This window comes from Oxobacter pfennigii, assembly GCF_001317355.1.
GTDB lineage: Bacteria > Bacillota > Clostridia > Clostridiales > Oxobacteraceae > Oxobacter > Oxobacter pfennigii.
In genome coordinates this window covers 25213-39686 of sequence record NZ_LKET01000033.1, presented here as the reverse complement: position 1 = coordinate 39686, position 14474 = coordinate 25213, and the positions used below count along the sequence as shown (strand labels likewise).

Below are 14474 nucleotides of genomic sequence, written 5' to 3'. Positions count from 1 at the left end.
ATCCGCTTATATCATAACAGATTTTTTTCTTCATCACTAGATGAGGTTTTTTAAGGTTATCCATTTTTATTAACAAAAAATTTTTATATTTTTAAAAAACTCTTGACTTTTATTAGCAAGGTTTATCCGCGCATTATAGAAAAAGTGTCAACCAATTTATTTTATTTCTTCTCAAAAGCTAACTGCCGCGATACACTGCATTATCATACTTCTTTTAGATTTTATTATAACCCATTGGTTATAAAGCTGCATATCCGTAAGACTATAAATTTATTTCATTCTTTTTGATGCATATAATATAATCCCGATATTTACAGATCGTGACTGTAAGCCGGGGGTCTATATGAACTTATCAGGAACTATTTTTGTTTCTTTTCGAGCTTCCTGAACCCCAGATAAATTAATCCGACACAAATTACCAGGCCAATAATTGCAGGTATAAAGATAGTTTTCCCGGCTTCTCCGCCAAATGCCACACTCCAGATCATTTTTGCCACAGCCATAAAAATAACCACGGATAATCCGAACCATAAACTGCGCTTCCAGAAAGCCACTCCCAAAGCAGTGAATGAAAGGGGTATAAGAAGTGTCATCAAAATTTTGGCAAAGTTCCAATCCCCGCTTAACCATCCCTTTTCCATTTCAAGAAATTGTTTTACTTGTTCACTCACAGCCTCAGGTCCTGGAAACCAGAACATACTGGTCAGGAGGCAGAAAATTGTTACCCAGATACCGGCCCAGCTCCGTTTGTACGCAAAATAGCAAAAGGGTATAAGAAACAATGGCCTAATATACCAGCTTAACTGGTTTTGATGCCGTTCGTAAGCCCAATCGAAAAAGCCTTTATTCGTAAAAGCCAAAATAAGAAAAAATAAGGTAAGCGCTCCAAAAGTTAAAGCGATCATTCTGTCATAACGTTTTAATTTAAGATTTTTCATACGACCTACTCCTCATCTAATATTTAGGGTAAATAAACCTATTTGGCTAAGCCGCCTTTCATAAAATCAACAAAATTATCGAGGTTCTTAAGCATTCCTTTAAGCTCGAAATCCTCTTGTGTATGGAATATCTCGTCAAAATGAACAAAGAGGTGACTTACAGTTTTTACGATAAACTCCCTGGAAAATTCCTCCTTGAAATCCCCATTTTCGATTGCTTTGACTATCATTTCTTCCAGCAAGTTTTCCGCACCATCTCCCAATGCATCCTTTGCGATTTCGTATATTTTACTGCCTTTTTCTTTCGTAAGCATCTTGCTTAACCTGTGGTATTTTGGGAAAGCAGCAGCAAATTCAGCACCAATTTTTGCTTGAAGCCTGAACTTCTCAAAGATGTCCATCCTATCATAGTCTTCTGAATAGTCCTTGGTTCTGTTCCTTACAAATTCCCATTTTGTTTTTACGGAAGATTCCAGCAAAAACAAGTAAAGCGCCTGTTTATCCTGAAAATGATAGTAAAAAGTACCTTTGCTGATGCCTGCGTTTTTTATAACGGCATTGAGTGAAGCGTCTTCAAAGTTTTTTGTAATAAATTCATCTAATGCTGCCTCGAGTAGTTCGGTTTTTCTTTCAAAAGACTTTTCCTTCAAGCTTATTGTCCCTCCTGTTTTTTTGTTATAGACTAAACAGTCTAGACCATATGGTCTATAAGCAATTATAGCATTCGCCATATATACTGTCAATGAATAAAACCGTGCATATAAAAAGCCAGAAAGCTGATTTATTGTAATCACTCTTCGGCTTTATTGCAGAATGCCTGCACATCCATATTCCATGGCAGGAAATCTTCACAAAATTCTGGTTCTTCTTTAAAAGGTACACCAAGAATATATTGGAAAATATATCTTACATATTCATAAGGCTTTTGCCACCCACGGCAGGACGGAATTTTGCTCCGGCGTTGCAGGAATCAATATAACGTGTATAAAAACAGGGGAAGGAGAACCCAAGCAATGACATTTATTTCCTGCATTTATGATAGAATAGATGCAGGATAACAAATTTATATTAGAGGAGGCAATATGAACAAGCATATAGTTATATTGTTTGCTGCCGTATGTGCGGCTATTCTGCTGACCTCATGCAAGGACAATGTGGTTCCTGTTGAAAAAGAACCGCCTGTGTCTGTAACAGCGCCCCATGAACCGTCTGTACCGCCTGCCGGCCTCGCGGACGAGCTGTCCGGACTGTGGGCGAGAATCGACGGCTCCACCGCCACAATACCGCTGACAACTGCGCTGCATGGTTTATTCAGCGGCATTGGAAGCCCTCCGACGCACTACACAACGGCAAATGCGTATTACAACCTGTTTCACGGTTCGTCAGATCTGATTTTTGTCACTTATCCGTCAGAAAAAGAGCTTAGCGAGGCGCATAATCTTGGCATAGAACTGGATGTCATTCCCATTGCCAAGGATGCCCTGGTTTTTCTTGCAAACATCGAAAACCCCGTTGACGGCCTTTCTCTTGAACAGCTGCGTAACATATACACCGGGAAAATCACCGGCTGGAAAGCCCTCGGCGGCCTTGATGAAAATATTGTGCCTTATCAGCGTACCCAAGGTTCCGGCAGCCAGACGCTGCTTTTAAAACTTGTGATGGATGGGCTGGAGCCTATGGACCCGCCTTCAGAATGGCTGGCCGAGTCTATGGGCGCCTTGGTCGAAGTGGTGTCAAGCTACGACAACGCCCGTGAGGCCATCGGCTACTCAATGTTCTACTACGTCAACAATATGTACGGCAACAGCCGGTTCAAGCTGTTGGAGGTGGACGGCGTAAAGCCGTCCCGGGATACCATAACCCGCGGAGAATATCCGCTTGAAGACTATTACTATGCCGTCCTGCGCAAAGACATGCCCGCCGGCAGCCCGGCACGTAAGCTGATAGACTGGCTGCTCACCGATGAAGGACAGGCCGTTGCCGCACGGGCTGGTTATATTCCGCTGCGGCCCCTTGCAAACATATTCCCCGACGAAAGTATTGACCCGGTTTATCTCGGTGACGTTGATAATTCCAGCGGCACCGGAGGTACGGAGCTTAAGCACCCGGACGCCATAGAGGAAGTTGTAATAAATGGCGTCAGAAAGCCTCTGTCGGATATATTCTACGACGGGTTCAACTACATCCGGTATATCAACAGCGAGATAACGAGCTGGATGAACTCTCCAAAGAGCGCACATTTTGGCAATCCCCCTGCGGCAGAAAATGCCAAACGCTCATTTACCGGGATACCTAATAACTACCCGAGCTATGAGCTTGTGGATTACAGTGAGAATAACAGGTATCTCCACATCAATCTTCCTGAGAGCAATCCATTCTTCAACGACCGTATGACCTTTAGTATCCGACTTACGTCTGATATAAGTCCCTATGGGATAGGGATTGACGATTTTTCGGTGATATACCGTTATGACAGGCGAATACTGCCCAACGTTGACCTATTCACATTAAACGCGAAGCTGCCCCAATCGCCCGAAGTTGCCGAACGTATCAACAGCCAGCTGAAAGCGTGGACCGGCGGATTTCCAGGCGACGATGGCAAGGCCGGATTGCTCGATATGTTTGTGAGATGGTACGCCAGTGGCTGGGTCGCCGAACATTCTGGATACACCTACCGGTTACAGCCCGTCTATGGACGCTGGGGCGACTATCTGTCTGTGAGCTACCCCCTGCAAACCTACGACGGCCCGTCGGCACACATGCCCACCCTTTATACCATATGCTTCGATATTAACACGGGCGAAGCTGTAAATCTTGCAAAGCATCTCCCGAATGACATTCCTTACTCGAAGGCTATGGTTTTAGACTCCATAACCAAGTTCGAGCAAGGGAGCTATCCTGAACAATTAAGCTATGAGAACTATGTCCCCGCTAAAAGGTCCGTCATCACATCCGCATGGATTTGGGGCAACTCACTTGGCCTGTATGTGACCGAACCGGACGGCCGGAAGCTTCAAGTCTATATCTATGATTGGGAATCTTAAGCAAAGCAGGATAGATTGTTCATACAGAAATTAAACCACCTGCCGGTAAAACCCTTGTTACCGGCAGGTGGTTTAATTTTCTGTATGAAATGAGCGCCGTTGATATAATTTAATCTTTATTCCTAAGCCTTGTGCGGTGCTTCATTAGCTGCGCCGCCAGCCCTGCGGCTCCAGCCGCGGCTGTTCTCGCGGGCGGTTACAAAGTTCCTGTAGACCCCGCCGGCCCTCATCAGCTCGTCATGAGTGCCCTGCTGGGATAACTTTCCGTCAGCTATGACCAATATTTTGTCGGCGCTCCTGATGGTATTAAGCCGGTGGGCTATAACCATCAGCGTCTTGCCCCGGCACAATTCGCTGATTGCCTGCTGGATATAGCTTTCGTTGTCCGCGTCTACGCTGGCTGTGGCTTCGTCAAGTATGATAATGGGCGCATCCTTCAAAATGCAGCGGGCGATGGAAATCCGCTGTTTCTCGCCGCCGGAGAGTGTGGCGCCGCCCTCGCCGACCATGGTGTTAAACCCATCCGGCAGCGCCATAATAAAGTCATAGCACCTTGCTTTTTTTGCCGCCTCAATTACCTCGGCTTGGCCGGCGTCAGGGCGGCCCATGCTGATGTTGTTGTAGATTGTATCCTGAAAGAGGTACACCCTCTGGAACACCATGCTGATATGCTTCATCATGTCGCAAAGCTTTATATTGCGCACATCCTTTCCGCGGATAAGCACCTGGCCGGATTTCACATCCCAAAACCGGGGAACAAGATTTGCAATGGTGGATTTTCCTCCGCCGGAAGGGCCGACCAATGCCAGCATGCTGTTCCGCTCAAGGTCAAAGGAAATGCTTCTAAGGACTTCCTTTTCACCGTAGGCAAAGCTCACATCCTTAAATTCAACCTCCGGGGCGCCTGAGACTTCCGGAATGGTATCTTCACCGTTATCGGGCAGTTCCTTTTCAGCAAATACAGCTTCTATGCGGTTTAAGCAGCTGTTCATGACCGTCATCCGCGCGCTTTGACCGTATAAAGACTTAAGGGGGCCAAAGAGGTCAAATACAAAGAGCATGACTCCGACGACGACAGTTGCATCCAATGCTGCATTCAAATTGAGGTACATGCAAACAGCAATGACAACGGCAGCTCCAAGCCCGTAGACGATATTCAGCCCACGCTGCCACGGTACGTGATTTTCTTCGAACTGCAGGCTGGTGCGGCAGGTTTCACGGAAGTTATCGGAAAGCTCCTTTGATTTTTCGCCGAGCAGGTTATAGGTTTTGATTATGCTGATACCCTCGGTGAAGTCCAGGACGGCTTCGGTGAGATTCTCGCTTTGTTCCTGGCGGATGTGGGAATCCTCAAGGGCTTCTTTTTCCATCCCCTTTGCAATCAGCAGCACCACAAGGATAACAGCCATGGCCGCAAGTCCCAGCCACACATTGAAAATCATCAAAAACAGCACCATGATGGCTTCGGCAAAGATATAACCCATAAAGTCGGCCAGGACCGTAATGCTGTTTTCTTCGACAAACACCATATCGGTGGACAGAACTGAGCTTATTTTGCCGATATTCCCTTCGGTAAAATAGCCCATGGGCATTCTGCGCAGGTGGGCGCCCAATTCCATGCGTTTATCCGCTAAAACCATAAACCCGGCAGCAGATTGTAGCCTGTTGGCGATATGAGTAAACGCAATTTGCAGAAGCACGCTGCCTGCCATTGCAATTCCAATCCGTAAGCATAATAAAGGGGTTGCCTCACCGTTGTAAAATGCGCTTAGCATAACAAAGGCAAAGCCAATAGGCGCTTTGAGCAGCAGCGCTTTTAAAAAGGAAAACACAAAAGCCAGAAGCACTCTGCCTTTGTACTTGCCGCAAAAATCAAGGAGCCTTTTCAATAAAACAATCATACTTCTTCCCCTCCCTTTGCTGTGGTTACTTTCCAGTTGGCGCTGTCCTCCGCCGCCTGCCAGATCTTTTGATACACAGGGGAGTTTTCAAGAAGCTCATGGTGGGTACCTGCTGCGGCAAGATTGCCGGCATCCAGCACACAAATCATATCTGCGTTCATGATGGAATGCAAACGGTGGGCAATGACGATTACGGTTTTATCTTCAATGAGTTCGGCTATGGCGTTATTCATTTTCTCCTCGTTTTCCGGATCCATGAAAGCCGTTGCCTCGTCCAGAACAATAATAGGCGCGTTTTTCAATATGGCCCGGGCAAGGGATATACGCTGGCGCTCCCCGCCGGAAAGCTGCTTTCCGCCGTCTCCGGCCATGGTATGGATGTTATTTTCAAGCCTTGCCAGAAACTCGCCGCATTGGGCCTTTTGCGCAGCTTCCATCACCTCTTCGTCCGTTGCATCCAGTTTACCTAAGCGTATGTTTTCCAAAAGGCTGATGTTGAACAAAAACTGCTCCTGAGCAACATAGGATATCTCATTATTAAGGGCTTCGATACTCATATGACGGATATCCTGCCCGCCTATTTTAACCGCACCGGTACTTACATCATAAAAATGAACGAGGAGCTTGGCAAGGGTCGACTTTCCGCTTCCCGACTCTCCGACAAGGGCCACAAGACTGCCCTCTTTTACTTTCAGAGAGATACCGTGAAGGACTTCCTCATCTTTGTAGGCAAAACGAACATCCTCAAATTCTATGGAGCGGTCTTTCCCGGTAAAGGGTTTGCCGGTCTGAAAAAGGGGTGGAGCAGTTAGCATGTTTTCAAGGGTTTCAATTTTGTAGTTGATCTGGGGCAAGGTGGACATAAAACTCAGCGCTTTTAAAAACAGGGGACCCACGGAAAAAGACATGCATAGAACCAGCACCAGATCCGGAAGTGTTGAGGCGCCTGTCAGCACCATATAAGCTCCTGCAGGCAATGTTACCAGCGCCACGCAGGGCAGAATGCTGCTGTATAATGCCATCCAGGGCCAGCAGGCCTTGTACCACGCCAGCGTAAAGTCCCGGTAGCTTTTTACATCCTTTTCAAACCGGTGATAGGATTCACCGTCCCGGTTAAACACCTTGACGACCTCCATACCGTTAATGTATTCAACGATGGTGTTGTTCATTTTCCGGGCCGCCTCATAGTAGTTGTTCATGGAGCCCATACCGATTTTGTACATAATTCCCATGAATAATATCCCAAGGGGAAGGGTACACAGCGACAAAAACGCCAGCTTCCAGTCCACGAAGAACATACCGGCAAATACCAGTACCGGTACCGTCAAATTGGCAACTCCCTCAGGAAGAGAATGGGCTAGCAGCAGTTCTATAGTCTCAATATCATCTATGAACATCTTCTTGATGGAGCCGGTGCCCTTGTCCTGAATGATCCCAAGGGGCTGGGCCTCCAGCTTTCCCTGAAGGGAAATGCGCAAATTTTTCAGAGTATTGTATGCTGACTTGTGGGAAAGCTCAAGTCCCCACAGGTAAAAGACAGCATACAGCACGCCGCAGGCGGCAATTGCACAAACTATTACAGCCACATGAGCTGCGGATAATGGCTCTTTAATTAAAAGGGACCTTATTATTTGATATGCAAATAAAAAGGGAGCCACGCTCATGACAAGACCGACAAGCATAGCAGCAATGGCGGCATAGGTGGTTTTTCGGTACTCGCCGGTATATTCCAGAACTTTATTAAACAAAATAATTCCTCCTTTCAATTATTGACTTAATACTCTGGTTAAACAAAAAATTTCCTGTATTCGGTGGGCGTTTTACCCATTACGGCTTTGAATGCAGACGAAAACTTACTGGCATTTTCATATCCTAAGCTGCTTGCAACAGCAGTTACCGGGGCATCTGTCTGGCGCAGCTGTACTGCCGCCGCATTCATTCGCCAATTGCGCATATAGCTGTAAACCGAATGGCCAAAGACCTCTTTAAAGCATGAACAAAGGGTTGTCAGGGTAATATCATATTGTTTTGAGAGCTCTTCCAATGTAAAATGCCTCTTTGACTTAGATGTCATCATGCGTTCAATTGCCTTAACCTTATCTATCTGAGTTCGGGGAAAATAAGAACGCTCCTGGCCTTTCGGCTCCACACCCGTCAAAAACACCAGCAGCTCAAGTATTTTTACTTTACAATAAGGAAGGCGTATTGATTCCGGAACACGATAAAGCTCTGAAAAGACATGGGAAATGGAGTCATGGGCACGCATGACAAAAGGATTTTCCAGGCAGGCAAATTTCTCTATAAGCTTATGTATATCTATATCCACGCCTTCAAGGAGTTTTTTCAGAGAATCATTTGCTTCATCCAGTGAAAATGCCGTCGTTATGCCGTGATAGTGACGCAATGGAGAAGAAAAATTCGTGCTGTTTTTAAAGCGGGTTCCGATCTGCATGTCGCCTGCTCCAAGGTAATAATACCGCCCGCCCGGCTGCTCCCATTCAATGCGCCCCTCACGGCAGTGGTCTATACAAAATAATGATTTATCGTAAGTAAAATTAAAATTGATGCTTTCCATGTGGAAGTCGTTATACTGAAGAAATACGCCTGGAAACACATCATAACAGGTCATAATTCCTTCTCCGTTCGGAGAGGTGAAATTATATACAGAGCATATATCATTGCTGCAAACCAGCTTGATATTGCCGCCTAATTTTGTAAGATCCAGTGTCTTCATATTGCCACCCCATTTTTGCAGGAGTTTTCTTTAAGGGTAATGTTAGCTGTTATAGTCCCCTTTTCCATGTATAGCACGTGTGTACAGCAGCATTGGATAAATTCCTTGTCGTGAGTTGCTACTATTACTGTTTTGCCACTTTGAGCCAGTTTGCCTATCACTGATGCCACTTCACCCATGTGCCGCAAATCCAGTCCGCTGGTAGGCTCGTCAAAGAGGATCACCCTTCTTTCGCTGGCCACAGCACAGGCAACAGCTGCTCTTTGCTTTTGTCCGCCTGAAAGGCTGAGGGGATGTTCGCCTGAGAATTGCTTTAAATCCAGGGACTCCAACAGGTTATATGCCTTGTCTTTATCAGGATGGGGCATGCTAATAAGCACCTCGTCCAAGACGCTTTCGCAGAAAAGCTGATGATTGACATCCTGCATCACAAGATAACAGTTTTTTAACCGATCTTTTCCTTTAAGACCTTTGCCTGCTATAACCAGCTCACCGGCAGCTTTTTTCTCCAGCCCGCACAGGCAGCGGACGAGAGTAGTTTTCCCCGCGCCGTTTTCACCGGTAACTGCCGCAACACAATTTGACGGCACCCATGCCCTGGGCACTTTGATACCGCTGCCTTGGCGGCCATACCGGAATGCAAAATTTAATAAGACAGTTGTGTTATCCGGCTCGCAGCTGTTCACCCTACCGGAAAGTGCAGGCGGCTCCAGTCCCCGCAAACCAAGTTTTAAGCGCAGTTTTTCACCCATGGAATAAAAGGCCCCTGCCTCAAATTCTTTTGCAATCCGCCCTTCTTTCAAATACAGTACACGGTCTGCAAGCCCTTTTAAGTAATAGAGCCGGTGCTCGGCAATAATAATAGTAACGCCTGCCGCCTTGCATTTTTTCAGTACCCCCTGCAGGTCGGCGATGGCCCTGTCGTCTAAATTGGCTGATGGCTCATCCAGTACAAGTACCTTAGGATGAGCTGCCCATACCGAAGCGCAGGCCAGCTTTTGCTTTTCACCGCCGGATAAATCAAAAATACTGCGCCCCATCAGCTTCTCAATATTCATAAAGGCTATTGTTTCTTCAACTTGCTTTTTGATTTCTTTCACAGGCAAACCTAAATTTTCACATCCAAAGGCAAGCTCACTGTAGGTATCCACAGTGAAAAACTGGCTGCGCGGGTTTTGAAACACCGATCCCACGATCCTGGACAGCTCATGCAAGGAGCTGTCACCCACATTTTTACCGCATACTCTCACGCTGCCCCTTTGCTCTCCCTCAAAATAGTGGGGAACAAGACCGTTAATAAGGCGGGTCAAAGTGGTTTTACCGCAGCCGCTTTCGCCGCACAATAAAACCATCTCACCATCGCCGATGTGCAGGTTTATATCGCTGACACCTGCGTCATTGTGCCCTCTTTTGTAGCGGAAACTGAGGTTTTCTATATTTATCAAAGCAATCCCACCCTTACCAGCATATATACACACGAACAGCCAAGAGCAATCAGCATGATCCCAATGTCCTGTATTCCAAATCCTATTTCACACACATTGCTTCGCCTGACATCTCCGCCAAGCCCCCGGGTTAAGGCTGCCGCGCTCAGTTCTTCACCTATTTTTGCTACGGTCACTACTAAGGGCACTACGCGGTATTCCAGCATGGCCACCGGATTGGCAAAAGTTATGCTGCGCATCCGCATGGCATCCTTTATATAACGCTGTTCCTCCAATACAGTGGGGAAAAAACGGAACATCACAGACAGGGGGATCACGATTTCCTGGGGCATATGAATGCGCTCCATACCGGCGGTAAACTCACTTACCGTAGTGGTTGCCATCATGTAGTATGCCGCGAAAATACAGGGAATAAATCTGGTGAATATGGCACAAACCGGTACGAGCAAAAAATTAAGCATACCTGTGGTAGTATAGACCAGTGTTTTTTCCGCTGCCAGGCAGGCTGCTAAAAGCAACCCGCAGATAAGCCCGGTACGCCAGCGTTTGGAAAACAGCAGCAGCATACAGGGCAAAATGGCAAAAACCGGGCGCAAAACCGACGTTATTCCACCCGAATAACCTGCCCAAATTAATGTAAAGCTGGTAGTAAACAATAACAGTAATTTCGTGCGGGGATCCAAACGCAGATGGCGTGTTCCCGCCGTTGTGTGCAACAGCGTGTTCATCACGCAATTCCTGCTCTCTCAAAGTGCTTTTTCAGAACGGCTTTCCCAAGGAGCGCTCCCAGTAACCCTCCTACAAAACCGGCTGCAAACCAAAGTATCAGTGACCAGTCCGGAGTCATCCTTAAAACTGCATCAGCATATTCATTGCTCATACCTTCCCGCAGCATTTGAAAATAGCTGTCCCGCATGATAAACATGGGCAAAGCCTTGCCTACAGTCCACATACTGAATACGGAGGCTCCGACAACAGAAAGCTTGCTGCTCTTGTATTTGCCTGCCCTGAAGATAAGGTCTGCCAGCAAGCCCAGCCCTGCAGCAAAAGCAAGGGTGATCCAGCTGTCGCCGATCAGCATGTTGACAAGTCCAATGATGGTGCCAAAAAGGGTAAATTGTCCAAAGCTATGTACTTTGGTAAGAAAAAGCATAAGAGGTATTCCGGTAAAAATTGAGCATATCAAGGGTAACAGAACAAGGAAGACAGGAATAAACCCAAGCATGGAAGCCGTGAACATAAGAACGAAGTAAACTGCCCCGAAGATACCGATATTAATAAGATCCTTTGCCGTGAGCTTTTTTTGCATAACACCCTCCAAAATACAAAAGTTAGTATTGTCTAACTTCATTTTATTAAAACAGCGCCTGCAAGCGCTTTTAGTTAATAATAACACAAAGCATGAAATGAATCCGCTCCAAATGGTTAAAAAGCAATCCAATTGATTGCTTTTTTTAACTTTTAACCATCATTTTAATTTCATAGATTTATGTAATAAATTCATAGGGTAAATTCTTTACTTAAATTTTTTCTGCTTAACCCTTAAATGTATCGAATTCTTGAGTTTATTTTGGACTATTTCATACTCTTCCTTAAAAACCACGCTCATGGCATAAAGCGGATATTTGACGCCAATTCATACCACGCATAAAATTTGCAGCATGAGAAATAGTTGCATCTTCATAAAGCAGATAATGGATTCCCAGCCGCTTTATTCTGCGTCCCAAGCGAGTATTTGCCTTCCGTTCTTCGGCAATCATCGCCATGTATAGTATTGAAAACAATATATCAACGGCTAGTACATCCTCCGGCAAATACCGGCCGGCGATCTGTGTAATCTGTTGAAGCACCTTTTTTTCAACCTGTCCGCCGGTTACATTATAGATGGACACATAATCTGAATAAACACGATCAATTCCGTACTTTGCAGCCAAATCCTTTATTGTTTGAAAATAATCGGTATCGCGTGGCGGGCGGCGTGTTCCGGCAGGTGAGGTTAAATATACGCACCAATCATCAAAGCTGCCCCGGTCATATTCCAGAAATGAACCATCTGGGAATCTTTTAATTACAGGCATGGCTACCTCCATTCCAGAAAGAGAGGAAGGCATTGCAGTTGAATGATTATAAGCAATACGATCCTCATAAAATTCCTGTTTGTAATTTTATAAATCTATTTAAACTAAATTATTACCATCTGCAAAATTCTTCAATTTCTTCTGTTTTAGCTTTAAAAATACAAACAAAAAAAATCTCCTTAACATCATAACAACTCCATTCAAATATTCTACATTAACACTTTAAATCCTCCATATTTTGCTATATTAATTCCACAAAAAAATACCGGCCATTATGAATGAAGGCCGGTATTTGAATCTATATCGTTTTATTTTGAAAACAACGCCTCATAATTATGAATGCTGGTCAAACGTCCATAATCGGTTAACTTGACCATATTATCTGTAAATTCTATGCACTCCTCCTTTTTCAGAAGCGCCATAATATTCCTTGTAAAGGCCGTATCCCAATGCAGCTCAGTTTGTATGGTATCAAGCCCTGCCTCCTGTACTTCATGCTCAGTTCCCTCATGGTTGTAAAGATGGAACAGGAGTATCATTTTTGCAAACCGTATTTTCTGGCTTTTTCTCCTTCGCAGAGCGCTGATAAAGCCTCTGCCCGGAGCAAAAACGAACACCAGCAGAAAAACCATCCCCGTCATAACAGCCATGCTGCCCGCAATGGATACGTCAAAAAGGGCGGCCGCCTGGTAACCTAATATCCCGTTGACAGCGCCGATCAGTCCGCTCAAAATCAGCATCCGTTTCAAATCGTCGGTGAGAAGGTATGCCGTGACCGGCGGGCCGATCATGAACGCCACCACCAGTATGGAGCCGACGGCCTGAAACGCACCTACTGTTGTGAGAGAAACCAGTGTCATCAGACCGTAATGCACAAATGCCGGCGCAAAGCCCAATACGGCGGCCAGCATGGGGTCAAAGGTGGCCACCTTCAGCTCCTTGAAGAAGATGATGATTACCGCCAAATTCAGGAGCAGAAGGGAGCCTGTTGTGTATATGGCTTTTGCTCCGATATCAACGCCGGCTATGACCATTCGGTCAAAAGGGGCGAAGGCAAGTTCGCCCAGGAGCACCGAATCGGTGTCCAGATGCACCGCCCCTGCGTAGCGTGTGATGAGGATAATCGCTATTGAAAAGAGCAGCGGGAACACGATGCCCATTGCCGCATCCTCTGCTAAAAGCCGGGTGCGCCCCAGCATCTCAGTCAGCCAAACGGTTATAACGCCTATCACCGCCGCACCCAATATCAGCAATGGAGATGAAAGGTCATGCACCATAAAAAAGGCCAGAACGATACCGAGAAGTATGGTATGGGTGATGGAGTCGGACATCATGGACATCCTGCGCAGCACCAGGAATACGCCGGGAAGCGCGCAGGCCACCGCCACAATCACGGCGATAACTTGTATTTCAAACTGTGGGGACATCTGGCACACCTCCTTCAAGCTTTAATAGCAGCCTGTTTTTCCTGCGCCGGTACAGCCTGTACAGAATGCCCCTTCCCGGCGCCAACAGGACGCTGGCTATGACGATCAGGCTGACGCATACCACGATGGCAGGGCCTGTCGGCAGCTTTGCCATGAGAGAGCTGGCCGCTGTTCCGGCAATACCGGACACCGCACCAAAAATGGCCGAAAGAAAAACCATAACCCACAGCTTATTCGTCCACTGGCGCGCCGCGACAGCCGGAGCGATGAGCATGGCACTCATCAGGATCACGCCCACCGTCTGTAATCCGATGATGATGGCCAGCACAATCATAAAGGACAGCAGCAGGTTCAGCTTGCCGGGCGAAAACCCGAGGCTTTGAGCAAAATCACTGTCAAAGGTGAAGAGCTTGAATTCCTTCCAGAACAGAAAGACAAGCATAAGAAGGACCGCACCGCAGACGGCCATTAAAAGAATATCGCGCTGCATCAGCGTAGAAGCCTGCCCGAAGATAAAGCGCTTGAGCCCTGCCTGATTGGAATTTGGGTTCTTCTGCACATAGGTCAGCAGTACCAGACCCAGCCCGAAGAATACCGACATCACCAGCGCCAAGGCGCTGTCAAATTTGATCCGGGTGTGCCGTACGATACTTACGATAAAGAGAGTTGCCATAAGCCCGGAAACAAGGGCGCCCAGCAGCAGGGTTTCCGTGTCTTTGCTGCCCAGCAGGATAAACGCCAGAACCACTCCGGGCAGTGCGGAATGGGAAACGCCGTCGCCCAGCAGGCTTTGCTTCCGCAGCACGGCAAAGCTCCCCAATACTCCGCTGATGATCCCCAAAAGGGCGGAGCCCAGCGCCACCGTCTGAAATGTGTAGTCTCTCAGTAAAAAAGTCAGTGTACCCAT

At 46.6% G+C, this 14474-nt stretch carries 12 protein-coding genes; 1 reads left to right on the top strand and 11 read right to left on the bottom strand.

The genetic code is table 11. The features are described from left to right. Positions 1-359: 359 nt before the first annotated feature. The gene (locus OXPF_RS12780; RefSeq protein ID WP_054875616.1) at positions 360-938 is read right to left on the bottom strand and encodes a hypothetical protein; all 579 of its coding nucleotides are present in this window, start codon (positions 936-938) and stop codon (positions 360-362) included. Between the two features lie 38 nt (positions 939-976). Next, positions 977-1588: a TetR/AcrR family transcriptional regulator gene (locus tag OXPF_RS12775; protein WP_054875615.1), complete on the bottom strand. Its 612-nt coding sequence runs from the start codon at positions 1586-1588 to the stop codon at positions 977-979. A gap of 432 nt (positions 1589-2020) precedes the next feature. Between OXPF_RS12775 and OXPF_RS12770 the strand changes: the two genes are divergently transcribed. Then, a complete protein-coding gene (locus OXPF_RS12770) occupies positions 2021-3982 on the top strand; it encodes a PstS family phosphate ABC transporter substrate-binding protein (RefSeq protein ID WP_054875614.1) in 1962 nt (653 codons plus the stop codon). Between the two features lie 122 nt (positions 3983-4104). Here OXPF_RS12770 and OXPF_RS12765 read toward each other — a convergent pair whose 3' ends face one another. The 9 genes from OXPF_RS12765 to OXPF_RS12725 form a co-directional block, all read right to left on the bottom strand. Then, on the bottom strand, positions 4105-5883 hold the full coding sequence (locus OXPF_RS12765; RefSeq protein WP_054875613.1) for an ABC transporter ATP-binding protein: 1779 nt from the start codon (positions 5881-5883) through the stop codon (positions 4105-4107). After that, entirely contained in the window at positions 5880-7631 is a 1752-nt protein-coding gene (locus tag OXPF_RS12760; RefSeq protein WP_054875612.1) for an ABC transporter ATP-binding protein, read from the bottom strand. Before OXPF_RS12760 ends, OXPF_RS12765 begins: the two co-directional genes overlap by 4 nt. Positions 7632-7669: 38 nt before the next feature. After that, positions 7670-8617 (bottom strand): helix-turn-helix domain-containing protein, encoded by a 948-nt coding sequence (locus OXPF_RS12755; RefSeq protein ID WP_054875611.1) that lies wholly within the window; start codon positions 8615-8617, stop codon positions 7670-7672. Next, entirely contained in the window at positions 8614-10062 is a 1449-nt protein-coding gene (locus tag OXPF_RS12750; RefSeq protein ID WP_054875610.1) for an ABC transporter ATP-binding protein, read from the bottom strand. Before OXPF_RS12750 ends, OXPF_RS12755 begins: the two co-directional genes overlap by 4 nt. Continuing rightward, the gene (locus OXPF_RS12745) at positions 10059-10790 is read right to left on the bottom strand and encodes an energy-coupling factor transporter transmembrane component T (protein ID WP_054875609.1); all 732 of its coding nucleotides are present in this window, start codon (positions 10788-10790) and stop codon (positions 10059-10061) included. The genes OXPF_RS12750 and OXPF_RS12745 overlap by 4 nt, the downstream gene beginning before the upstream one ends. Continuing rightward, the gene (locus OXPF_RS12740; protein ID WP_054875608.1) at positions 10790-11413 is read right to left on the bottom strand and encodes an MptD family putative ECF transporter S component; all 624 of its coding nucleotides are present in this window, start codon (positions 11411-11413) and stop codon (positions 10790-10792) included. Before OXPF_RS12740 ends, OXPF_RS12745 begins: the two co-directional genes overlap by 1 nt. A 241-nt stretch (positions 11414-11654) precedes the next feature. Continuing rightward, complete coding sequence (locus OXPF_RS12735; RefSeq protein WP_054875607.1) at positions 11655-12140, bottom strand: DUF7004 family protein; 486 nt, start codon at positions 12138-12140, stop codon at positions 11655-11657. A 308-nt stretch (positions 12141-12448) separates the two neighbouring features. After that, the gene (locus OXPF_RS12730; protein ID WP_054875606.1) at positions 12449-13567 is read right to left on the bottom strand and encodes a metal ABC transporter permease; all 1119 of its coding nucleotides are present in this window, start codon (positions 13565-13567) and stop codon (positions 12449-12451) included. Further along, positions 13551-14474: a metal ABC transporter permease gene (locus OXPF_RS12725; protein WP_054875605.1), complete on the bottom strand. Its 924-nt coding sequence runs from the start codon at positions 14472-14474 to the stop codon at positions 13551-13553. The genes OXPF_RS12730 and OXPF_RS12725 overlap by 17 nt, the downstream gene beginning before the upstream one ends.